The 21,713-nt window shown below is 49.3% G+C and carries 22 protein-coding genes; 21 read left to right on the plus strand and 1 reads right to left on the minus strand.

Features of this window, described 5'->3' with window-relative positions:
- Position 1: 1 nt before the first annotated feature.
- From LAJLEIBI_RS08225 to LAJLEIBI_RS08240, 4 genes are all read left to right on the plus strand, one after another.
- The gene (locus LAJLEIBI_RS08225; protein ID WP_006441322.1) at positions 2 to 772 is read left to right on the plus strand and encodes an ABC transporter ATP-binding protein; all 771 of its coding nucleotides are present in this window, start codon (positions 2 to 4) and stop codon (positions 770 to 772) included.
- Between the two features lie 7 nt (positions 773 to 779).
- Complete coding sequence (locus tag LAJLEIBI_RS08230) at positions 780 to 1,457, plus strand: response regulator transcription factor (RefSeq protein ID WP_006441323.1); 678 nt, start codon at positions 780 to 782, stop codon at positions 1,455 to 1,457.
- Positions 1,444 to 2,718: a sensor histidine kinase gene (locus LAJLEIBI_RS08235; RefSeq protein ID WP_006441324.1), complete on the plus strand. Its 1,275-nt coding sequence runs from the start codon at positions 1,444 to 1,446 to the stop codon at positions 2,716 to 2,718. Before LAJLEIBI_RS08230 ends, LAJLEIBI_RS08235 begins: the two co-directional genes overlap by 14 nt.
- A 120-nt stretch (positions 2,719 to 2,838) precedes the next feature.
- Entirely contained in the window at positions 2,839 to 3,672 is an 834-nt protein-coding gene (locus LAJLEIBI_RS08240) for a CAP domain-containing protein (RefSeq protein ID WP_006441325.1), read from the plus strand.
- A 122-nt stretch (positions 3,673 to 3,794) separates the two neighbouring features.
- On the opposite strand, the gene LAJLEIBI_RS08245 is transcribed toward LAJLEIBI_RS08240, so the two are convergent.
- Entirely contained in the window at positions 3,795 to 4,361 is a 567-nt protein-coding gene (locus LAJLEIBI_RS08245) for a ferritin-like domain-containing protein (RefSeq protein ID WP_147570398.1), read from the minus strand.
- A gap of 171 nt (positions 4,362 to 4,532) precedes the next feature.
- Here LAJLEIBI_RS08245 and LAJLEIBI_RS08250 point away from each other — a divergent pair, with 171 nt between their 5' ends.
- The 17 genes from LAJLEIBI_RS08250 (at position 4,533) to mutL (ending at position 21,712) form a co-directional block, all read left to right on the plus strand.
- Positions 4,533 to 5,972, plus strand: coding sequence for a phospholipase D family protein (locus LAJLEIBI_RS08250; RefSeq protein ID WP_006441328.1), 1,440 nt, complete (start codon positions 4,533 to 4,535; stop codon positions 5,970 to 5,972).
- A gap of 57 nt (positions 5,973 to 6,029) precedes the next feature.
- A complete protein-coding gene (locus tag LAJLEIBI_RS08255) occupies positions 6,030 to 7,082 on the plus strand; it encodes an endonuclease/exonuclease/phosphatase family protein (RefSeq protein WP_006441329.1) in 1,053 nt (350 codons plus the stop codon).
- Positions 7,083 to 7,220: 138 nt separating this feature from the next.
- The gene (locus tag LAJLEIBI_RS08260) at positions 7,221 to 7,766 is read left to right on the plus strand and encodes a DUF6323 family protein (RefSeq protein WP_006441330.1); all 546 of its coding nucleotides are present in this window, start codon (positions 7,221 to 7,223) and stop codon (positions 7,764 to 7,766) included.
- Between the two features lie 36 nt (positions 7,767 to 7,802).
- Positions 7,803 to 8,636 carry a DUF6179 domain-containing protein gene (locus tag LAJLEIBI_RS08265; protein WP_006441331.1) on the plus strand — a complete coding sequence of 278 codons (834 nt, stop codon included), beginning with the start codon at positions 7,803 to 7,805 and terminating at the stop codon, positions 8,634 to 8,636.
- 93 nt (positions 8,637 to 8,729) lie between these two features.
- Positions 8,730 to 9,035: a sporulation protein YqfC gene (gene yqfC / locus LAJLEIBI_RS08270; protein WP_040435259.1), complete on the plus strand. Its 306-nt coding sequence runs from the start codon at positions 8,730 to 8,732 to the stop codon at positions 9,033 to 9,035.
- Between the two features lie 26 nt (positions 9,036 to 9,061).
- A complete protein-coding gene (locus tag LAJLEIBI_RS08275) occupies positions 9,062 to 10,363 on the plus strand; it encodes a sporulation protein YqfD (protein ID WP_006441333.1) in 1,302 nt (433 codons plus the stop codon).
- Positions 10,338 to 11,327, plus strand: coding sequence for a PhoH family protein (locus LAJLEIBI_RS08280; protein WP_006441334.1), 990 nt, complete (start codon positions 10,338 to 10,340; stop codon positions 11,325 to 11,327). Before LAJLEIBI_RS08275 ends, LAJLEIBI_RS08280 begins: the two co-directional genes overlap by 26 nt.
- A 5-nt stretch (positions 11,328 to 11,332) precedes the next feature.
- Complete coding sequence (gene ybeY, locus LAJLEIBI_RS08285) at positions 11,333 to 11,827, plus strand: rRNA maturation RNase YbeY (RefSeq protein ID WP_040434534.1); 495 nt, start codon at positions 11,333 to 11,335, stop codon at positions 11,825 to 11,827.
- 14 nt (positions 11,828 to 11,841) lie between these two features.
- Positions 11,842 to 13,512 (plus strand): putative polysaccharide biosynthesis protein, encoded by a 1,671-nt coding sequence (locus LAJLEIBI_RS08290; protein WP_006441336.1) that lies wholly within the window; start codon positions 11,842 to 11,844, stop codon positions 13,510 to 13,512.
- Positions 13,513 to 13,582: 70 nt separating this feature from the next.
- The gene (locus LAJLEIBI_RS08295) at positions 13,583 to 13,966 is read left to right on the plus strand and encodes a hypothetical protein (protein ID WP_006441337.1); all 384 of its coding nucleotides are present in this window, start codon (positions 13,583 to 13,585) and stop codon (positions 13,964 to 13,966) included.
- Positions 13,967 to 14,047: 81 nt separating this feature from the next.
- Positions 14,048 to 14,269, plus strand: a complete 222-nt coding sequence (locus LAJLEIBI_RS08300) for a DUF896 domain-containing protein (RefSeq protein ID WP_040434536.1) — start codon at positions 14,048 to 14,050, stop codon at positions 14,267 to 14,269.
- Positions 14,238 to 14,792, plus strand: coding sequence for a 5-formyltetrahydrofolate cyclo-ligase (locus LAJLEIBI_RS08305; protein ID WP_242654893.1), 555 nt, complete (start codon positions 14,238 to 14,240; stop codon positions 14,790 to 14,792). Before LAJLEIBI_RS08300 ends, LAJLEIBI_RS08305 begins: the two co-directional genes overlap by 32 nt.
- Positions 14,793 to 14,813: 21 nt before the next feature.
- Positions 14,814 to 14,996 carry a DUF4250 domain-containing protein gene (locus LAJLEIBI_RS08310; RefSeq protein WP_006441340.1) on the plus strand — a complete coding sequence of 61 codons (183 nt, stop codon included), beginning with the start codon at positions 14,814 to 14,816 and terminating at the stop codon, positions 14,994 to 14,996.
- Positions 14,971 to 16,404: a tRNA (N6-isopentenyl adenosine(37)-C2)-methylthiotransferase MiaB gene (gene miaB / locus LAJLEIBI_RS08315; protein ID WP_006441341.1), complete on the plus strand. Its 1,434-nt coding sequence runs from the start codon at positions 14,971 to 14,973 to the stop codon at positions 16,402 to 16,404. The genes LAJLEIBI_RS08310 and miaB overlap by 26 nt, the downstream gene beginning before the upstream one ends.
- Before the next feature lie 77 nt (positions 16,405 to 16,481).
- Positions 16,482 to 16,898: a putative ABC transporter permease gene (locus tag LAJLEIBI_RS08320; RefSeq protein WP_006441342.1), complete on the plus strand. Its 417-nt coding sequence runs from the start codon at positions 16,482 to 16,484 to the stop codon at positions 16,896 to 16,898.
- 79 nt (positions 16,899 to 16,977) lie between these two features.
- Positions 16,978 to 19,623, plus strand: coding sequence for a DNA mismatch repair protein MutS (gene mutS, locus LAJLEIBI_RS08325; protein ID WP_330362711.1), 2,646 nt, complete (start codon positions 16,978 to 16,980; stop codon positions 19,621 to 19,623).
- A 1-nt stretch (position 19,624) separates the two neighbouring features.
- On the plus strand, positions 19,625 to 21,712 hold the full coding sequence (gene mutL, locus LAJLEIBI_RS08330; RefSeq protein WP_006441344.1) for a DNA mismatch repair endonuclease MutL: 2,088 nt from the start codon (positions 19,625 to 19,627) through the stop codon (positions 21,710 to 21,712).
- Position 21,713: the final 1 nt, after the last annotated feature.

Consider the following 21,713-nt stretch of genomic DNA (forward strand, 5'->3'; position numbering starts at 1 on the left):
TATGAGAGCCTTGAATGTCAGAAATCTGTGTAAAACATATATAAATAACAAACGTCAGATCAACGTGCTCAGGAACGTTGATCTGGAGATAGAGGAAGGTGAGATGGTAGGGATCATGGGCCCCTCCGGATCGGGCAAGACGACGCTGCTTTATACTGTGAGCGGAATGGACAGTGCCACTGCCGGAAACGTAGAGTTCTTCGGCCGGAATATGTCCGGCCTGACGGCGGGCGAGATGAGCGATCTAAGGCTTACAGAGATGGGATTTGTGTTCCAGCAGATGTATATGCTGAAAAATCTCTCCATATATGATAATATTATCCTGCCGGCATGCCAGTCGCCGGAAGGAAGAAGCAGAGAGGGCAGAGAGCGCATCAACGACCGCGCGAAAGTATTGATGCACAAGCTTGGCATCAGTGAGATCGCCGGCAATGATATCAATGAGGTATCGGGCGGACAGCTTCAGAGGGCCTGCATCTGCCGGAGCCTTATAAACTGTCCGAAGATCATTTTTGCCGATGAACCTACCGGCTCGCTGAATAAACAGAATTCTATAGAAGTGATGGAGGAGCTGAACCACATCCACGCGGAAGGAACGAGTATTCTGCTCGTGACGCACGACATGAAGGTGGCGTCCAGATGCAGCAGGGTTCTGTATATTGAAGATGGAAATATAAGGGATGAGATCGCGCTCGGCGGATGGAAGGAAACAGAAGATCCCAGACAAAGAGAACGAGTTTTGAATGACTGGCTGATCAAATTAGGATGGTAATTGATGGATGTACGATATATTACTTGTTGAAGATAATGAAGAACTGGCCGGGCTGCTGCGGGACTTTCTCGTGGACAGAGGCTACAGTGTGCTGCGTGCCGCCCGAGGGGATGATGCCGTCCGGTATGCAGAAAGAGGAGAGGTACGCCTGGTGCTTCTGGATATCATGCTTCCGGGTATGGACGGTTTTGCCGTGTGCAGGCAGATACGTAAGAGTCAGAACGTACCTGTTCTCATCATGAGCGCAAAATCGGGAAAGCAGAATAAGCTTACAGGTTATGAACTCGGGGCGGATGATTATATGGAGAAGCCTGTGGACCCTGAGATTCTAAGTGCGAAAGTGAATGCGCTGCTTAAGCGTTCCGGCAGAGCACAGGAGGAAATGCTGCTCGTATCGGGGGAGATCACGCTCAACCGCAAGGCACGGACCGTGAATCTCAGGGGAAAGCCTCTGGAACTGAATGTGAAGGAGTATGAGCTGCTCCTTCTGTTTGTCCGCAATCCGGGGAAAACACTCCGTAAAGAGTATATTTTTGGAAATGTATGGGGGACAGACAGTTTCAGTGAAAGTCAGACGCTGACTGTACACATCAAGATGCTGCGCGCGAAGATCGAAGAAAACCCGAGGGAACCGAAGCGGATTCTGACAGTCTGGGGAGTAGGTTACAGATATGAGGAAATTTAATACAGTCATTGCGGCAGCAGTCCTTTTTTATCTTCTGACGGCCGCTGCGGCAGGATACGGAATACACAACGCGGCCACGGTACAGGAACAGGTCCATAAAATAGAGATCAACAGGATATACAGCAGTCTGCGGGATGGAGTCCCGCAGGAGAACATAGACCTGTCCGAATTTCGGTATGTGAAAGGAATCTCTTATCTTCCGGCCGGACAGATGGAGGAAGAAGACATGGCTGCGGCATTCTATGAAGAGAAAAATCATCTGGGCAGCCAGGTCATACCTGTATTCACAGACGGAAGCCTGGAAGGCTTATGGAGGTTCGACTACGAAAAACCGGTATTCCAGGCGGAGAATATTCTTTTGATTACGGAAGTATGTCTTGGGATCATGGGGGCGGTCCTTATTTCTGTATTGTGTTATCTGAGATCACAGCTGATCGGGCCGTTTCTCCGTCTGAAAACGCTGCCGTACGAGCTGGCAAACGGACATCTGTCCGGGGAGGTGCCGGAAGAAAAGAGCCGGTTCTTCGGAGACTTCTTCTGGGGGATGAGCCAGTTGAAGGATACGCTGGCTCTGTCGAGGAAGAGACGGCTGGAGCTTGAGAAGGAGAAGAAGACAATGCTGCTGTCTCTGTCCCATGATATAAAAACTCCGCTTCACGCGATCCGGCTGTACGGCAGAGCCCTGGAGGAGGATCTGTATCACGGAGAAGCACAGCGCAGACATGCCGCGCGGCAGATCGGTGAGAAGGCTTCGGAAATCGAGCGGCATGTAGAGGAAATCATGAGAAATTCCAGAGAAGATATTCTGGATATCCATGTGGACAACGGGGAATTTTATCAGGCAGAACTGGTCAAAAGGATACTGGATACTTATGAGGAGAAATGCAAGATCCGTATGGTGGATCTGGAGGTTGGCCCGTATGACGATCTGCTTCTGAAAGGGGATATGGAACGAACGCTGGAAGTGATCGGCAATCTGTTTGAAAACGCGTTCAAGTATGGAGACGGAAGAAGCATCACACTTACCTTTTATGAGGAAGATTACTGTCATCTGGTCCGCGTGTACAGCAGCGGCAACCCGGTGACGGACAATGAGTTCAACCATATTTTTGAAAGCTTTTTCAGAGCCTCCAACAGCAGAGGCCTGGAGGGGAACGGGCTGGGTCTCTACATCTGCCGGGAGATCATGAGAAAGATGGACGGCGAAATATTCGCCCAGAAGGAGGAAGAAGGTATGGCGTTTGTTCTTGTATTCCGGTAAGAGGGGGGCATTGATTCCATATATTGCATGTTGCACAGTCTTCTTTTTGTGTTAGGATATAAAACGTAACAAATATGTAACATATTTGTAATAAATATCTTGACCAGAAGGAGGAGGAAAATGAAAAACAGAATTTTCATTACATTGGCTGCGGCAGCAGTCGCGACAAGTATGGCAGCGCCGGTTGTATCACAGGCTGCGGAAGGAAACGGGCCTGTCAGGAAAGGATACATAATCGCAGGGAACGGCAGTAGTGTCAGCGTGAACGAGATCACGAACGAAGAGCTCAAGCAGAAGCTTAACATAGAAGAGATCATAAACAAACTCTGTCCCGGCGGCACCGGAGGCGGACAGAATAAGCCGGACAACAAGCCCGACAACAGACCGGACAACAACAAGCCGGACAACAACAAGCCGGACAACAACAAGCCGGATAACAACAAGCCGGACAACAACAAGCCGGATAACAACAAACCGGACACAAATGTTCCGGAGACGCCGGATAAACCGGGGACTCCCGAAAAACCGGAGACGCCGGATACACCGGACGGCCAGCCTGACCAGGGTGAAAACAGCGGCAAGTCATTTGCGGAGCAGGTAGCTGTGCTTGTCAACAAGGAGAGAGCAAAGGAAGGTCTCCCAGCGTTGAAGATGGATGCTTCCGTATCAAAAGCCGCTTTCGTGCGCGCAAAAGAAACGGAGATCTCTTTTTCGCATACAAGACCTGACGGCAGAGGGTTTAACACTGCACTTACCGAACAGGGCGTAAAATTCCGGGGTGCCGGTGAGAATATCGCGTGGGGACAGAAGTCTCCGGAAGAAGTCATGAAAGGCTGGATGAACAGTCCGGGACACAGAGCGAATATAATGAATTCCAAATATACAACCATCGGAGTCGGATACTACCAGAACGCGAAGGGGACAAATTACTGGACGCAGCTGTTCACTTATTAATGCATATACGTATAGAGGAAAAGGGCCGGGAGATATCAGATGTATCTCCCGGCCCTGCCTGTATGCCGGCCTGCGCCGCCTGCACGTACAGCTCAGATCGAACAGGAAGAGCCAACATGATCTCAGCGGCAGTATTCCTCCAGAAGAGTTTCAAAAATATGAATGTGTATCTCCTCGTCCTGGATGATTCGTTTCAGACATTCTACAATATGTATATCCTTTATCCTGCGGCACTGCTCTTCATACTTCTGCACTGTTTTCCGTTCGCCGTTGAGCGCGTTTGTGAGCAGAGGACGAATCTCGATCGGGTAGTTGTTGTAGGAAGGACTCCAGTATGTCATCTGATTTCCTCTGTAAGTCCAGAGACGGGGATTTTCTCCCATCATTCTCGCGATCTCTCCGAAGATATGCAGGTGGTGCATTTCCACAATGCTTATCTTGTGAAAAATACCGGACAGGCGCGCGTCTTCGTCGATGAGCAGGTTGTTGTACACATACAGGCTCACCGCGGACATCTCGGAGTTCTGGCCGCCCATATTATCGAGCATCATTCTTCCGTATGCTCTGTTGCGCTCACAGATACGGACCGGAGGATAAGGCCCTGAAGCGGCGTACGAAGGCTCTTTTGACGCCTGTGGTTTTACGTCATTACATTCACATTCACAGTTGCGGTTTAGTTCGTTATTCATATAATACACTCCTTTTAATTTAAGGCTGCTGACAAAACAATCTATGAATAAAGAATGGAATATATACGGATATTTGAAGAATAAAGACGGCGCCGGGTGGCAAAAAAATACACTTAGTGGTATGATAGACCGATACATGAAAGTTGGAAGAAAAGAGGAAGCGCAAAACGTATGAAGAAGAGAACTTCTGAAAAAACGGTATTTAAATGGAGATATCTGCTGGCTGTGATCATACTTTTTATATCATATGTCTTTCTCGGGACGGTGCTGTCTTACGTGAGACAGCCCGGTGTGAGCCGGGCATATGAGAAGGAATTCGACCCAAAAGACTGTTATTGTGACGAAGTGTCCTGTGACCGGGCGTGTGTGATAGAGGACAATGAAAGGGCGCTTGAGGAGCGGCTCAGAATGATCGGACAGGCGAAGGAACGCATCATATTATCCACCTTTGATTTCCATGACGACAGCAGCGGAAAAGATGTGATAGCCGCGCTCATCGACGCTGCAAAGCGGGGCGTGGATATAAAGATACTTGTGGACGGATTTTCGGCGCTGCAGCAGATGGACGGCAGCGAATATTTCTATGCCCTCTCTACTATGGACAATGTGGAAATCAGGATATACAATAGAATTAACTTACTGACACCGTGGAAAAGTATGGGGCGGCTTCACGACAAATATGTTATCGTTGATGCCGGACTGTACCTGCTCGGCGGCAGAAATACATATGACTATTTTCTCGGGGACAACGGATACAAGAATTATGACAGGGACGTACTCGTATACAGTCAGGACCCGGAAAATGAGGAAAGTTCCATCCATCAGCTGGAAGCATATTTTGAATCCGTCTGGAACCTGGAAGACTGCAAAGTATTTCATGACGATGAGGAGGATGCGTCACGGCCGGATACGGTCAAGGCGAAAAGAGAACTTGAAGGGCGTTACCGCAGGCTGCTGCAACAATATCCGGCGATCGGCGAAAGTGCAGACTATGTAAGTATGACTTTTGAAGTCAATAAGATCACACTGTTGTCTAATCCTGTCCACGTATATTCCAAAGAGCCCCGGGTATTTTATTCACTTGTACAGCTCATGAAGGAGACAGAGGAAGAGATAGACATACATACCCCCTACATCATCTGCAATGACTGGATGTATGACTCACTCGAAGAGGTATGTAAAGGCGGCGGCAAAGCCGCGCTCATGACGAACTCCGCCGCAAATAACGGAAATCCGTTCGGGGCGTCAGATTATGTGAAAAACAAGGGAAGGCTGCTGGAAACAGGCATCACGGTATACGAATATGAAGGCGGTGTATCCTACCACGGAAAGAGTATTACGATAGGAGACGAGCTGGCGGTCGTCGGTTCGTTCAACATGGATATGCGCAGCGCATATCTGGATACAGAACTTATGCTTGTCATTGACAGTAAAGAGGTGACCGGACAGCTGAAAGGTTATATGAAGGAGTATGAGGCAGATTCGGTCAAGGTACTGGATGAGAAGCATTATGAAGTGCCGGAAGGCGTCGAGAGACAGAAGATCAGCGGAAAAAGAGAATTCAGAGTCAAAGTCCTGGCTTTGTTCAACTGGCTTCGTTTTCTTATGTAGGCATGTTGATGGTCAGGCGGTCAGGCCAAAGAGGCCGGTCATCAGGGAGGGATACTTATGAAGAAGGTTTTAAAAGCAGTTGTTGTCATCTTACTCGTTATTGCCGCCGTCATAGCCGCGGCGCTCATATTACTGACGGTGAGAGAATACCGTCCGGAGGCGGTGGAGACTTTGAAGCCGGCGGACGGAACAGAGACACTGAAGGCGGGAGATACATTTACCGTGCTCACATACAATACGGGATATGCAGGCCTGAGCAGGGACGAAGACTTCTTTATGGACGGCGGGGAAAAAGTCATGCCGGACAGCCGGGAACTGGTAGAGCATAATCTGAAAGGGATAACGTCAGTTTTAAGAGAACAGAAGGCAGACGTATATTTTCTGCAGGAAGTAGATTTGGACTCCAAGCGTTCCTATCATCTGAATGAAAAGGAATATTACGAAAAGGAGCTGGGGCTGCCGGGGATATTCGCATACAATTTCAAGTGTGATTATGTGCCGTATCCTCTGCCGCCGATCGGTAAGGTAGAAAGCGGCCTTTTGACAATGACCGGCATCGGCATGAGCGAAGCGTCCCGCATATCGCTGCCGGAATCTTTTACATGGCCGGTCAAGACGTGTAATCTGAAGCGCTGCATGCTGGAAACAAGGATCCCTGTCGGCGGCGGGGACAAGGAACTCGTACTCATCAATTTTCATCTGGAAGCTTACGACAGCGGGGAAGGAAAGATCGCCCAGAGCAAAATGCTCGCCCAAAAGCTGGAGACAGAATATAAAAAAGGAAATTATGTCATCGCGGGCGGCGACTTTAACCAGACGTTTGAAGACATGGACAAATACCCGGTCCACAGCCGGGATAACTGGACGCCGGGTGTGGTCGGCAAGGATGATATTCCGGAAGGGTTTTCCTTTGCCGTCTCAGATAATGCGCCGACGTGCCGGCTCTTGAACGGGCCGTACAGCGGAAACTATGAAGATTCACAGGTGTACGTGCTTGATGGGTTTATCGTATCAGACAATGTTGAAGTAAAAGAATTGGAGAATATTGACACACAATTTGAATATACAGACCATCAGCCTGTCAGGATGGAAGCCGTATTGATACAGTAGAAGACAGAAAAAAGGAGCAGATTATAAATCCGCTCCTTTTTCTGTCTTAATAATACCACAAAACAGCCGGTTTTTCAAGTCTTGTAATGTGTCCCGCCCGGTCCTATAATAGACGACTAAGGCAAAGGAGGGTGCAGTATGGACAACGAGTTATACGAACTTCTGGCAGTGAACAGGAACAGGGAAGAACTGGCCGCGATAAATTCTCGTAACGAGAAGATAGGGGCACAGTTCGGCCTCGGTCTTACAGCGGAGGAAACAAAAGCTTTGATCGAGGCAAAAAATGTAAGTCTCAAAAGGCATCAGAGGGTGGAATTCGGCAGAGGGATACTGGATCATATTATGTTTACGTTTTGTGATTCACAGTACATCAGCCGGGAGAATTATGCCGGGACATTGATGAAGCTTCAGGATATCTTCTATAAGTTTAAAAATGAAGCGCAGGACAGACTGACAGACGAGGAACTGCTCACGTTCATGAAAGAGCAGTTTGAAGGCGTCTGCTTTGGAGATACGGAATATCTGGAGGGAACCTGCCTTGAGCGTTTTGCGGCTGCAGTGCGTGCCGGATACCGCGGGTATGAATCAGACGGAGGTAAAGGAGAGTATGAGAGGTTAAGCTGTGAGAAACGGTGGGACAGTGAACTGTATATGGAGGTGCTAAGAGAGTTGTTCTGGGAATAGTTTTCAGATGTGAAAAGAGTAAAGGAGAGCGTATATATGGAATATAAGATGGAAGAACTCATACCGGTCACTGCTGTGCTGGCAGAGAAGTACACGTCAAAAGAGAGCAGTTCTGTGACTTATGAGACGGCCAGGATGCTTTTGGAAGCGGTGGTATATTGTATAGAAGAGCCGGGACTGCCCGGTTCATTTGTTCCGGCAAAACGTAAGAGGCCGGAAGCGCCGGAGGCTTACGCCAGAGGATATAAAAGAGTGCTGGATAAGGTATACAGCGCAAAAGAAGTCTATGACAGGCTGACAGAAGCGTTTGAAGATTATGGATGCGGCAACTACAGAGATACCATCATCAAAGGTATGCCCCGCTTTTTTCTCTATTATGATGCAAGATTCCAGCCGCACGATCATATCCTTACACTGGATTACCCTACGGTCAACCATTACGGAAATCTGTGCGGAATAGATCTCATTTACGAATATCTGTGTGACATTGAGACGGAGAGCAGGCTTTTAAGCTGCTTCGAGACCGCTGCTGTGAAGGAACTGCTTGGAAGGACGGAGGAACGCTTTGGCATCCGATATATGGAGAATCTGTGTGCGCTTGTGCTGCTCAATGCCATCGGATGCGTTATTGCAGAGCGTCCGCTGCAAAGCCTGACGCTTGCAGACAATGAGATCGAAAAAATCCGGCGGTACTTTCAGGAGGATGACCTGCAGACGGTCGGGCAAAAGACAGGCGCATATATCCGGATCATCACGGAGGCAGCCGGATGTGGGGAGATACAGGATTATTTTCAGGTTTTGAGGAGAGAGTATGCGCTTCGTATTTTTAACGGTGTGGAACACCGGTCGCTTGGAGGGGTATTTATGTGAACGTCTGCCGCGGGGCGAATAATTCCGGGGACAATGTATAAAGGACAGCTGCCGCTCATAGATTACTATAAAACTATGTGTGGCAGTGTTTTTATGAAGGCAAGAAAGAAAGAACGCAGACAGGATATAGAAAGCCAGTCGTTTAAGAATAAAGTTGCAGAGGCCTCCGAGATGCCAAAAGACGTAGTGCTTGGAATGCCTGTACTCACTATAACGGGGCAGCTGGAGATGAGCCTGGAGAATTACAGGGGCATTCTGGAATATACCGATGCTCTCGTCCGCATACAGACGAAGATCGGGCAGATCCGCATCGGCGGAAAGAACCTGCAGGTCGCATATTATACAAATGATGAGATGAAAGTGACAGGGCGGATAGAGTCCATAGAATATCATCACTAAAGGGGGATAAAGATTTGCTTTTATCCATGATTCGGTATATAAAGGGATATGTACAGATTCGGGTTATCGGTTATTCGGCAGAACGGTTTTTAAATGCCTGCAGCCACAGAGGCATCTACATATGGGGACTTAGACCGTCAAACGGGGCGTATGAGATGTACATGTCTGTTGACGGTTTCCGCAGGTTAAAACCGATTATCAAGAAGACCGGAACAAGAGTAGTGATAGTAAGGCGGTTCGGTCTTCCTTTTTTTTTACACAGATACCGGAAAAGGAAGTTGTTTTTTATCGGGGCATTTTTAAGTGTTGCGCTCATATACATATTATCTCTTTTTATATGGGATATTGATATAGAGGGAAACCTTTCGCAGACAGATGAAAATATTCTGGAATTCCTTCAGACGAAAGAAGTAGAGCACGGAATGAAGAAATCAAATGTGGACTGTGCCAGGATTGTAAAGGATATCCGAAAAGAATACGACGGGATCATCTGGGTGTCCGCCTCCATACAGGGTTCCAGACTGCTCATTCAGGTGAAGGAGAATGAAGACTCCCTGCCTGCCGCCGGGGGAGATGAGGAGATAGAAGAAGGAGCGGACAAAGAGAGCGCGGAAACAGAAGAGGAGCCTCAGGATATTGTGGCCGACCGGGACTGCACGATAACGGAGATGATCACACGGAAAGGGATACCGGTGGTGAAAGAAGGCGACGCGGTCAAAAAAGGAGATATTCTTGTGTGCGGCAGGGTGCCGGTGAACAATGACGCGGGGGAGACGACCGGCTACCACTACAACAGGTCGGACGCCGACATTAAAGGCAAGACCGTTCTGCCATATGAACAGGAACAGGACCTTACCTATATTGAGAAGGAATTCCCTGCTGTCACAAGGGAAGAGTTGTATCTCAAGGTAGGAAAGTACCGGTTCGGGCTTGGGAGCAGAAATCACGATTATGAAAATTATGAAGTAACTTCCCATGAAAAGCGTTGGAAGATCGGGGAGGAATTCTACCTGCCGGTCTCCACGGGTACCCGGACGATACAGCCGTATACGCCGAAGAAGCACAAATACAGTGAGAAACAGCTGCAGAGCATACTGAGCGCGCGGTTTAACAAGTATTGTGAAGATTTAGAGAAAAAAGGGGTAGAAATTATTGAGAATGATGTTAAAATATACACAGGGTCCGAAGAAGCCAGAGCGAAGGGGAATCTTACGGTCATCATGCCGATAGGGACGCCGGCGCCGACGGAAGTTATCGATGTGCCAAAAGAAAAAGAGAATGAAACGACAGGAGAAAATATAGATGGGAATGATGGAGACAGTCATTGACATACCGGCAGAGCATGAACAGAATGTGTTCGGTCAGTTCGACGCATTTGCCAAAAAGATCGAGCGCACGCTGCACGTGACGCTTATCGCGCGGGACGGCAGCGTAAAGATCATGGGGGAAGCGGTTCAGACAGAACGGGCAAAGAAAGTATTGGAACAGCTCACAGGCCTGTCTGTGAGAGGCAATACGATTCAGGAACAGAATGTCGATTATACATTATCTCTCGTGATGGAGGACAGCGCGGAGAGCGTTGTGGAGATGGATAAGGAGCTGATCTGCCATACACTGCAGGGCAAGCCGATCCGCCCGAAGACACTGGGACAGAAAAAATACGTGGATGCCATACGGAGTAAGATGATCGTGTTCGGACTCGGTCCGGCAGGCACAGGAAAGACGTATCTGGCCATGGCGATGGCGATCACTGCATTTAAGAACAATGAGGTGGGCAGGATCATACTGACGAGACCTGCCATTGAAGCAGGGGAGAAGCTCGGGTTTCTGCCCGGCGACCTGCAGAGTAAGATAGACCCATACCTGAGACCGCTGTATGACGCGCTTTATCAGATCATGGGAGCAGAAAGCTTTTTGAAAAATTCGGAAAAAGGGCTGATCGAAGTGGCTCCTCTTGCCTATATGAGGGGGCGCACGCTCGACAATGCCTTTATCATACTTGACGAAGCGCAGAATACGACCCCGGCCCAGATGAAGATGTTTCTGACGAGGATCGGTTTCGGCTCCAAAGTGGTGGTTACCGGAGACGCCACCCAGAAAGACCTGCCGTCCGGGCAGGTATCCGGGCTTGACGTGGCCGTATCCGTAGTAAAACATATCGAGGATATCAGCGTCTGCCAGCTGACGAGCAGAGATGTTGTCCGCCATCCGCTCGTGCAGAAGATCGTCAAGGCATACGAAGACTATGAGAGCAGAGGCAGGGCAAAAGGAAAAGACCGAAGGAGAAAATGAGAAGAATGACACTTTATTTTGAGGAAGAAGGGGAGACCGTTCTGCCTATACCTTGTGAAGAACTGGCACGAAAGGTGGCAGAGGAGGCACTTGACTATACAGGCTGTCCGTATGAGGCACAGGTGAACCTGCTGCTTACGACAAACTTACAGATTCAGGAAATGAATGAAGAATTCCGGGGAATAGACCGTCCGACGGACGTACTTTCATTTCCTATGGCAGAATATGAGCACCCGGGAGATTTCGGGTGTCTTAAGGAACAGGAAGACTGTTTTGATCCGGAGTCCGGGGAACTGCTCCTCGGCGATATCGTGATATCAAAAGATAAGGTGATATCTCAGGCAGAAGAGTTTGGACATTCTCTCAAAAGAGAATACGCTTTTTTAATTGCACATTCTATGTTACACTTAACTGGATATGACCATATGGAGGAGAAAGAACGCCTCGATATGGAAGCAAAGCAGAGAGAGATTCTGAACAGATTAAATATATTACGATAAACGGAGCATGAAGTATGGCTGAAAAACGCAGAAAAAAAGAAGCCAATTTCCTGATACAAGGATCTATTCTTGCCATTGCAGGGGTAGTTACAAAGATAATTGGTGTTATATATCGTATTCCGCTGCGCAATATCGCAGGACAGGAAGGGATGGGCTACTACGGCGTAGCCTTTTCCATCTATATCGTGGCGCTTACCCTGACATCTTACAGCCTTCCGCTGGCTGTGTCCAAGCTCGTGTCAGCCCGTGTCGCGGTAGGAGAATATAAAAATGCATACAAAGTGTTCAGGGGAGCATTGATGTTTGCCGTAATGGCAGGCGGATTTGTCGCGCTTCTTATCTTTTTTGGCGCAGGCTTTATCGCGAACAATATCATGTCTATTGACATGAGCGTATATGCGCTTCGCGTGCTGGCCCCGTGTATACTCATAGCGGCAGTGCTCGGAGTCATGCGGGGATTCTTCCAGGGCATCGGTTCCATGGTGCCGACCGCCATCTCACAGATCATCGAGCAGATCGTAAACGCAGTCATATCTGTGACGGGAGCTTACGTATTGTTCAGCGTAGGAAAGGGAATCGCCAAGACGAGAGGCAATGATTCCTATGGTCCTGCATACAGCGCGGCCGGAGGCACACTCGGCACTGTGGCGGGAGCGCTGACGGCGCTGCTCTTCGTAGTGTTTATCTTCATGGCCTACAAAAAAGTCTTCCGGCGGAAGATGCGCAGAGACAGAAGCCGGCACAAAGAGTCGTACAACCGGATATATAAGGTGCTGTTAGTCACGATCGCCCCGGTCATACTGAGCGCTACGGTCTATAACATCTGTGATTTCGTGGACAGCGCCATGTTCAGTAATATCATGGCAGCGCAGGGGGAGAAAAAGATCGTATATACGAAGCTGCTCGGAATACTGACCGGGGACTACACGACGCTGATCAACGTGCCCCTTTCCATTGCAAGTGCGTTCGCCTCTTCGCTCATACCGAGTCTCGTTGCAACGGCGCAGACAGGCAGCCGCAAGCAGATACATAGCAAGATAAACATGGTAACGCGCTTCAACATGATGATCGCCATTCCGTGCGCGGTTGGTTTTCTCGTACTCGCAAAGCCGATACTGGATCTGCTGTTTTATGGCTCGGACAATACGACTTCCGCATATATGCTGCAGCTTGGAGCGATCTCTGTCGTGTTCTTCTGTCTGTCCACAGTGACCAATTCCGTGCTTCAGGGTCTGGATGACATGATGACGCCGGTGAAGAATGCGGCAATATCTCTTGTTATTCATGTTATCTCACTGTTTTTGTTCATGGTTATCTTCAAATGGAACATTTATGCGGTGATTTTGAGTAAGATCGTTTTTTCCGGCGCTATCTGCATTCTGAATTCACATGCGCTGCGCAGCCGGATAGGATATGTACAGGAACAGAAGAGGACATTTATCATACCGGCCATTTCAGCGGCAGTCATGGGCGTGATTACCGTTGTCGTACATCTGGTGGTCGAACTCTTTATCGGCAGTAAGGCCGCGACTATACTCGCGCTTGTAGCAGCGCTTATCTCATACGGGATCACACTTATCCTGCTCGGAGGGCTGACGGAGGAAGAGATGCTCCAAATGCCGAAGGGCGCTGCCATCGTGACTGTCTGCCGGAAATTACATTTGATCCGGGGAGAGTACAGATAACACAAATTACCACTGGAAGTATAAATAATTGAAAAACGGCCAATACTGTACTTAAAAAGGAGTTGTCCTTATGAAAAATAAGTATGGTATTGGCTTTTTTGCGGCGGCTATTATAACGGTACTGGCAGTGTCCAGTGCATATCAGCTCAGTTATCAGAAAGCAAAAGAACGGGCGGAGGCAGAGACAAAGATCGAAAAAGAGCAGGAAACTGCCAAAGCCAGAACGGAGCCTTCGGTGAGAACAGAAGGTTCCGCACTGAAGGAGGACTGCTATTACCTCATGGAGGTAAATGGTTATATCGTCGTCTACTTAAGCGACAAGAAGACCCCGTATGAGTACACGAATATACAGTACGATGAGCTCCCGGCGGCTGTGCGGGAGGAGATACGCAACGGCAAATATATAGAGGACACAGAAACATTGTACGGCTTCCTGGAAAATTATTCGAGTTAGAAATAAGAAGTAGACTTTACACATTTTATAGTGTATTATAAAATTCGTAATTTCCATGATTTCAGGAAGGACGAAAGAGAAATGGATGAAAAGAAGATAGCAAGAATCAATGAACTGTATCACAAGTCCAAGGCGGAAGGGCTTACGGAAGCTGAGCGGAAGGAGCAGCAGGTTCTGAGAAGGGAGTATGTAGATGCTTTCAAGCAGAACCTGCGCAGCCAGCTGAATCAGATCTCGATAGAAGAGGCAGACGGAACGATAACAGAACTGGGTGAGAAATTTGGCAAAAAAAGAGGAAATTAGACAGGAAATTCTGAAGAAAAGGCTGGATATCAGTCCGGTCGAGTGGCAGAACGGCACGGAGTCCATCACAAAAGAAGTGACGGCACATGCCTGGTTTCGGGAAGCGACAGATATTTATTGTTATGTGGACTGCAGAAAAGAAGCGGGAACGAAACTGATAATAGAAGAGGCATGGAGGCTTGGAAAGACTGTCTGGGTGCCGAGAACTGCAGGAGAAGAGATGGATTTCTATGAGATTCATTCGTTTACAGAGCTTTCCAGGGGATGTTTCGGTGTTCTGGAACCGGAGGGAACAACTGCGGCTGACGGCAGCGACGGTCTGATGATCATGCCGGGAGTCGTTTTTGACGAACACCGCGGACGGCTTGGATACGGGAAGGGATATTACGACCGTTACCTCGGTAAGCATCCGGGTCTTCACACGATAGCGGCTGCGTTTGACCTGCAGATCGTAGATGAAGTGCCGCAGGAAGACGAGGACGTAAGGCCCCAGCTGATCATAACGGAAACGAGGACTATTTAGACGCGGAAAGGAAGGATACGGATGCAGTTTGGACTGCCGAAAGATCCCATGCTCCTTTTGAGCGTGGTGAACACGAAGATAAGAGACTATTACCACACGCTGGACGCAATGTGTGAAGATATGCAGATAGATAAAAATACGATTGTAGATACATTGAAAGGGATCGATTATGAATACGATGAATCCAGACATCAGTTTGTCTAGTGAGATACCGGAGACGGAGCCTCAGAGACAATACTATTACATAGAAAAGGCAAAACAGTATGTGACGGAAAAGGCAAGGGAGATCGCAAGGCCGCTTACCTTCTGTGTAACGACCTTCGGCTGCCAGATGAATGCCCGCGATTCCGAAAAACTGAGGGGGATCCTTGAGCGTATCGGTTATGAGGAGGCTGCGGAGGACGAGGCGGATTTTGTCATCTATAACACGTGCACGGTCCGGGAGAACGCGAATACGAGAGTGTACGGGAGACTTGGACAGCTCAAGCCGCGAAAGAGCAGGAATCCTCATATGATGATCGGACTGTGCGGCTGTATGATGCAGGAGCCGGAAGTGGTGGAGAAGCTGAAAAAGAGCTACCGCTTTGTCGATCTGGTCTTCGGTACACATAACATTTACAAATTTGCAGAACTCATTGTCTCACGTTTTGAGTCGGGAGGCATGGTCATCGATATATGGAAAGATACGGATAAGATCGTGGAGGATCTGCCGAACGAGAGAAAATATTCGTTCAAGTCCGGCGTCAATATCATGTTTGGATGCAACAATTTCTGCAGCTACTGCATCGTACCGTATGTGCGGGGAAGAGAGCGCAGCCGTGCTCCGGAGGCTATTATCCGGGAGATAGAACATCTTGTTGAGGACGGTGTGACCGAAGTCATGCTTCTCGGGCAGAATGTCAATTCTTACGGCAAGACACTGGATACTCCGGTCACTTTTGCGGCGCTCCTTAAGGAAATTGAAAAGATAGAGGGCCTTGAGCGCATCCGGTTTATGACGTCACATCCGAAGGATCTGTCCGATGAGCTGATCGAAGTGATGGGCAGTTCGCACAAGATATGCAGACATCTTCATCTGCCCGTACAATCCGGAAGTACGGACATCTTAAAAAAGATGAACCGGCATTATACAAAGGAACAGTATCTGGAGCTCGTGAGAAAGATAAGAGAAGCAGTGCCCGGCATCTCACTTACGACGGATATCATCGTCGGGTTCCCGGGAGAGACGGAAGAAGACTTCCAGGAGACGCTGGATGTAGTGCGCAGAGTCCGTTATGACAGCGCGTTTACTTTCATCTACTCAAAGCGCACAGGAACACCTGCCGCCGTCATGGAAGAGCAGGTTCCCGGGGAGGTCGTAAAAGACCGGTTCGACCGGCTGCTCGGCGAAGTCCAGTCTATCGCGCGGGAAGTCTGTTCTGTACATGAAGGCAGCGTACAGCGCGCACTTGTAGAGTCGGTAAGCGATCACGACAGCACGCTTGTCACCGGAAGGCTTGGCAATAATCTGCTCGTTCATTTTCCGGGCAGCCCGGACCTGATCGGGACGTATGCGGACGTGGAGCTAACGGAATGTAAAGGTTTTTACTATATTGGCAAAGCATGCCGATAAAGAAATATATACCACCCATATTATAAGCCAGAAACGCTCAAACTATAATTAAGAACATATAGTGAGGGCGTTTTTACATGAAGAAAATCAGTGAGTATTTATTTTTTATCAGCGCGGGAGGCTGTATTTATTATACATTTGAAGTCATATTCCGGGGGTTTTCACATTGGACGATGTTTCTGCTTGGAGGCATCTGCTTCCTGTTTTTTGAGATACAGGGCAGAATGGTACACTGGGAGGACGCTTTGTGGCTTCAGCTTGTAAGATGTATCGTATTTGTCACTTCCATGGAATTTATCACCGGAATTATCGTGAACAAATGGATGCGCCTTGGGGTGTGGGATTATACGGGACAGCCGTTCCAGCTGTTCGGGCAGATCTGTCTTCCCTTTGTCGTCATCTTTTCGGGACTCAGTGTGATCGGCATCATCGTGAGCGGTTATCTGTCGCACTGGCTCTATAACGAACCAAAACCACATTTTCATGTGCTGTGATGAGAATTTTAAGTCTTTAATATTTTGAAGATTAATGATATAATTAAATGTAAAATTTTAGACAAAAGAGGAGAGAATTGTGGCTGAATTAACACCCATGATGCAGCAGTACGTAGATACGAAAAAAGAGTATCCTGACTGTATCTTATTTTATAGATTAGGCGATTTTTATGAGATGTTTTTTGAGGATGCGCTGACGGCGTCGCGGGAGCTGGAGATCACGCTTACAGGAAAGAACTGCGGGCTTGAGGAACGGGCGCCCATGTGCGGCATCCCGTACCACGCTGTGGACGGTTACCTGAACCGGCTCGTATCCAAAGGGTATAAAGTGGCCATCTGCGAACAGATGGAGGACCCGGCGGCCGCAAAGGGACTTGTGAGGCGCGAGGTAGTCCGCATCGTAACGCCGGGGACAAACCTGGATACGCAGGCGCTCGATGAGACAAAAAATAATTATATCATGTGCGTCGTATATATCGCGGACCGCTACGGTCTGTCGGTGGCGGATGTCACGACAGGCGATTATTTTGTGACAGAACTTGAGACAAGCGAGAAATTATTTGACGAGATCTATAAATTCATGCCCTCAGAGCTTATTTGCAATGAGGCTTTTTATATGAGCGGTATGGATATGGACTTGCTGAAGGAACGGCTCGGCATTGCCATCTACGCCCTCGATGCGTGGTACTTTGACGACGCGCTCTGCCAGAGGACGCTGAAAGAACATTTTAAAGTGAGTTCGATGGAGAGCCTCGGTCTTGGAGATTATGACTGCGGGGTTATCGGAGCGGGTGCGCTGCTTACGTATCTGACAGAGACACAGAAGACCGATCTGACGCATCTGTCGAAACTGACCGGATACGCCGCCGGAAAGTATATGATGCTGGACAGTTCTACAAGAAGGAACCTGGAGCTCTGTGAGACATTGCGTGAAAAGCAGAAGAGGGGTTCCCTTCTGTGGGTGCTGGACAAGACGAAGACAGCCATGGGAGCCAGAACACTGCGCAAATATATCGAACAGCCGCTCATAGACAAGGAAGAGATAGAACGGCGTCTCGACGCGGTGGAAGAATTTAAGGAAGGGGCGATCGCCAGGGAGGAGATCCGGGAGTATCTAAGTCCGGTCTACGATCTGGAGCGGCTTGTCTGCAAGATCACATATAAGTCCGCCAACCCGAGGGACTTGACTGCATTTAAGAGTTCTCTTGCCATGCTGCCGCACATCCGCTGTATACTCGGCGATATGAAGAGCCCCCTTCTGCGCGGGCTGTTTGACAGCCTGGATACGCTGGAAGATCTGTGCAGTCTCATCACAGACGCCATTTTGGAAGAACCGCCGATCGCCATGAAAGAGGGCGGCATCATAAGGGAAGGCTACAACGAAGAAGTGGACCGTCTGCGGGCGGCAAAGTCGGACGGAAAAGAATGGCTTGCAAAGCTGGAGGAACAGGAGCGGGAAAAAACCGGGATAAAGAACCTGCGGATCCGTTTCAACAAAGTGTTCGGCTACTATCTGGAAGTCACGAACTCATTCAAGAACCTTGTGCCGGATTATTATACGAGAAAGCAGACGCTTGCCAATGCCGAGCGGTATATCATTCCGGAGCTGAAAGAACTGGAGGATACGATCCTCGGCGCGGAGGACAAGCTTTACGCGCTGGAATACGAACTGTACTGCCAGGTGCGCGACGCGATCGCGGCGGAGATCGTACGGATCCAGACGACGGCCAAGGCGGTCGCGCAGATTGATGTCTTTACCTCGCTGGCACTTGTGGCGGAGCGCAATAATTACGTGCGGCCGAAAATAAATGAGCGGGGGATCATTGACATCAAGGACGGAAGACATCCGGTCGTGGAGAAGATGATCCCGAACGATATGTTTATCGCCAATGATACGTTCCTGAATGACAGGAAAAACAGGATATCCGTCATCACGGGGCCGAATATGGCAGGAAAGTCTACATATATGCGTCAGACGGCGCTCATCGTGCTTATGTCACAGATTGGTTCCTTCGTGCCTGCTTCCTCTGCGGACGTGGGGCTTGTGGACCGTATATTTACGAGGGTCGGGGCCTCGGATGACCTCGCCTCCGGACAGAGCACGTTCATGGTAGAGATGACGGAGGTTGCCAACATTCTGAGGAATGCCACGGGCAGGAGCCTTCTTATACTTGATGAGATCGGCCGGGGGACCAGTACATTTGACGGCCTCAGTATAGCCTGGGCGGTGATCGAACATATCAGCAACAGCCGGCTGCTCGGAGCAAAAACATTGTTTGCCACCCACTATCATGAACTGACAGAGCTGGAAGGCAAGATCGACAATGTGAACAATTACTGTATCGCAGTCAAGGAAAAGGGCGACGACATCGTGTTTCTGCGCAAGATCGTCAAAGGCGGGGCAGATAAAAGCTACGGCATACAGGTGGCAAAGCTCGCAGGAGTGCCGGATACGGTGATCGAGCGCGCCAAAGAGATCGTGGAAGAACTGAGCCACGCGGACATCACAGCCAGGGTGAAGGATATCGCTGTAAACGGCCACGAGGCAAAGATCAAGACGAAAAAATATGATGAGGTTGACCTGGCCCAGATGTCACTGTTTGATACGGTGAAGGATGATGATGTCATCGCTGAGATCAAGAATCTGGATGTGAGCAACCTGACGCCGATCGACGCGCTGAACACACTGTATCAGCTGCAGAACAAACTGAAAAACAGGTGGTAAGATGAATAAGATACAAGTACTTGACCAAGTTACAATAGACAAGATCGCGGCCGGAGAGGTGATCGAGCGGCCGGCTTCCGTCGTAAAGGAACTGGCAGAAAACGCCATAGACGCGGGCGCGACATCCATAACTGTGGAGATCAAAGAAGGAGGTATCTCCTTTATCCGTATCGCGGACAACGGCTGCGGCATCGGAAGGGAAGATGTGCCGTCCGCCTTTCTGCGGCATTCTACAAGTAAGATCCGCTCTGTGGAGGATCTTGTACATATCGGTTCCCTCGGCTTCCGGGGAGAAGCGCTCTCCAGCATCGCGGCAGTTTCGCAGGTGGAGCTGGTGACGAAGACAAAAGCCGACACGTTCGGTACAAGCTACCGCATCGCAGGCGGAAAAGAGGAAGCGCTGGAAGATACAGGAGCGCCGGACGGAACTACCTTTCTTATCCGGCAGCTGTTCTATAATACTCCGGCCAGAAGGAAGTTTTTGAAAACGCCGATGACGGAGGCGAGCCATGTGGGAGAACTGGTGACACGGCTGGCGCTGTCCCATCCGGAGATCTCGTTTCAGTTTATCAATAATGGACAGTCGAAAGTCCACACTTCGGGAAACGGAAGTCTGAAGGACGTCATTTATCACGTGTACGGCAGAGAGATCGCCGCGAACCTGCTCGCCGTAAACTACGAGCGAACCGGGATGAAGATCACCGGGTTTCTCGGCAAACCGCTCATATCAAGGGGCAACCGCAATTTTGAAAATTATTTTATCAATGGACGGTATGTGAAGAGCAATATGATCGCGAAAGCCATTGAAGATGCGTATAAGGATTTCACCATGCAGCACAAGTATCCGTTTGTCGTACTGCATATGGAGATTGACGGGGAACATATTGATGTCAATGTTCATCCGACAAAGATGGAACTGAGGTTTAACAATCAGCAGGATGTCTATAATTCTGTATATGAGGCGGTGGACAGAGGACTTCACGCGGAGGAAATGATCCCTCATGTGGAGCTCCCTGAGCCTCCCGGAGGGGAGACGCCGTCCGTGCGCCCGGCAGAGCAAAAGCCGGAGCCGTCGCCGGAGAAGGAGTATGCGGCGCAGAGACCGCCGGTGAAGGAGCCGATACAGCAGGCGCAGCCGATGCGGGAAACGCCCCGGCAGACGCAGCCGGTAAAAGAGCAGCCGGTACGGGCAGAGGCACCGTCTGGAAAGGGAACTGCGCAGAGAGATGTGAATTATTTCCTGGAGGAGATGAAGAAGAGAGTACGCTCCTACCATGAACAGAATTCTTCTGCGGAAGTACAGGATAAAAATGCCATATTTAAGCCGGGCATCCAGGCTGACCGGATACGGGAGGCTGCAGCGTACGCCAAAACAGACGCGAAAGCAGACGACGTGCAGAGGAACAGCGCCCCACTCAAGGAGACAGACAGTGCAGGGAAACAGATGGAGAGCGGGACCGCGAAGCAGATGGATATGTTCGAGGAAAAGTTTCTTGACCGTGAACGGAAGGCGGAATACAAGCTTGTCGGCCAGGTGTTTGACACATACTGGATCGTGGAATTCCATGACAGCCTCTACATTATCGATCAGCACGCAGCCCATGAGCGGGTGCTCTATGAGCGCACGCTGAAGAATATGAAGACAAGAGAATTTACGTCCCAGTATATCAGTCCGCCGATCATTCTTGACTTGACGATGCAGGAGGCAGAGCTTCTGACTATGTACATGGAACAGTTTACAAAAGTCGGTTTTGAGATCGAAGAATTCGGACAAGATTCCTATGCGGTGAGGGCGGTGCCCGATAATCTGTTCAGTATTGCCAAGAAGGAACTGCTCATGGAGATGATCGACAGCCTTTCTGACGAGATCAGCCGGACACTTTCACCGGACCTCATCGATGAGAAAGTGGCATCTATGTCATGCAAGGCTGCGGTCAAGGGGAATATGAAGCTTTCAGCGGCTGAGGTGGACACTCTGATAAACGAGCTTCTCATGCTGGAGAATCCGTATCACTGCCCGCACGGGCGTCCGACGATCATTGCCATGACGAAGCGGGAGCTTGAAAAAAAGTTTAAAAGGATAGTATAAA

The sequence above is a fragment of the [Clostridium] hylemonae DSM 15053 genome (assembly GCF_008281175.1).
GTDB classification, from domain to species: domain Bacteria; phylum Bacillota; class Clostridia; order Lachnospirales; family Lachnospiraceae; genus Extibacter; species Extibacter hylemonae.

Bases quoted from the DNA above. Each gene is read 5' to 3' on its own strand.
- LAJLEIBI_RS08225 (WP_006441322.1), top strand. From the start codon at position 2: ATGAGAGCCTTGAATGTCAGAAATCTGTGTAAAACATATATAAATAAC.
- LAJLEIBI_RS08230 (WP_006441323.1), top strand. From the start codon at position 780: ATGTACGATATATTACTTGTTGAAGATAATGAAGAACTGGCCGGGCTG.
- LAJLEIBI_RS08235 (WP_006441324.1), top strand. From the start codon at position 1,444: ATGAGGAAATTTAATACAGTCATTGCGGCAGCAGTCCTTTTTTATCTT.
- LAJLEIBI_RS08240 (WP_006441325.1), top strand. From the start codon at position 2,839: ATGAAAAACAGAATTTTCATTACATTGGCTGCGGCAGCAGTCGCGACA.
- LAJLEIBI_RS08245 (WP_147570398.1), bottom strand. From the start codon at position 4,361: ATGAATAACGAACTAAACCGCAACTGTGAATGTGAATGTAATGACGTA.
- LAJLEIBI_RS08250 (WP_006441328.1), top strand. From the start codon at position 4,533: ATGAAGAAGAGAACTTCTGAAAAAACGGTATTTAAATGGAGATATCTG.
- LAJLEIBI_RS08255 (WP_006441329.1), top strand. From the start codon at position 6,030: ATGAAGAAGGTTTTAAAAGCAGTTGTTGTCATCTTACTCGTTATTGCC.
- LAJLEIBI_RS08260 (WP_006441330.1), top strand. From the start codon at position 7,221: ATGGACAACGAGTTATACGAACTTCTGGCAGTGAACAGGAACAGGGAA.
- LAJLEIBI_RS08265 (WP_006441331.1), top strand. From the start codon at position 7,803: ATGGAATATAAGATGGAAGAACTCATACCGGTCACTGCTGTGCTGGCA.
- yqfC (WP_040435259.1), top strand. From the start codon at position 8,730: ATGAAGGCAAGAAAGAAAGAACGCAGACAGGATATAGAAAGCCAGTCG.
- LAJLEIBI_RS08275 (WP_006441333.1), top strand. From the start codon at position 9,062: ATGATTCGGTATATAAAGGGATATGTACAGATTCGGGTTATCGGTTAT.
- LAJLEIBI_RS08280 (WP_006441334.1), top strand. From the start codon at position 10,338: ATGGGAATGATGGAGACAGTCATTGACATACCGGCAGAGCATGAACAG.
- ybeY (WP_040434534.1), top strand. From the start codon at position 11,333: ATGACACTTTATTTTGAGGAAGAAGGGGAGACCGTTCTGCCTATACCT.
- LAJLEIBI_RS08290 (WP_006441336.1), top strand. From the start codon at position 11,842: ATGGCTGAAAAACGCAGAAAAAAAGAAGCCAATTTCCTGATACAAGGA.
- LAJLEIBI_RS08295 (WP_006441337.1), top strand. From the start codon at position 13,583: ATGAAAAATAAGTATGGTATTGGCTTTTTTGCGGCGGCTATTATAACG.
- LAJLEIBI_RS08300 (WP_040434536.1), top strand. From the start codon at position 14,048: ATGGATGAAAAGAAGATAGCAAGAATCAATGAACTGTATCACAAGTCC.
- LAJLEIBI_RS08310 (WP_006441340.1), top strand. From the start codon at position 14,814: ATGCAGTTTGGACTGCCGAAAGATCCCATGCTCCTTTTGAGCGTGGTG.
- miaB (WP_006441341.1), top strand. From the start codon at position 14,971: ATGAATCCAGACATCAGTTTGTCTAGTGAGATACCGGAGACGGAGCCT.
- LAJLEIBI_RS08320 (WP_006441342.1), top strand. From the start codon at position 16,482: ATGAAGAAAATCAGTGAGTATTTATTTTTTATCAGCGCGGGAGGCTGT.
- mutL (WP_006441344.1), top strand. From the start codon at position 19,625: ATGAATAAGATACAAGTACTTGACCAAGTTACAATAGACAAGATCGCG.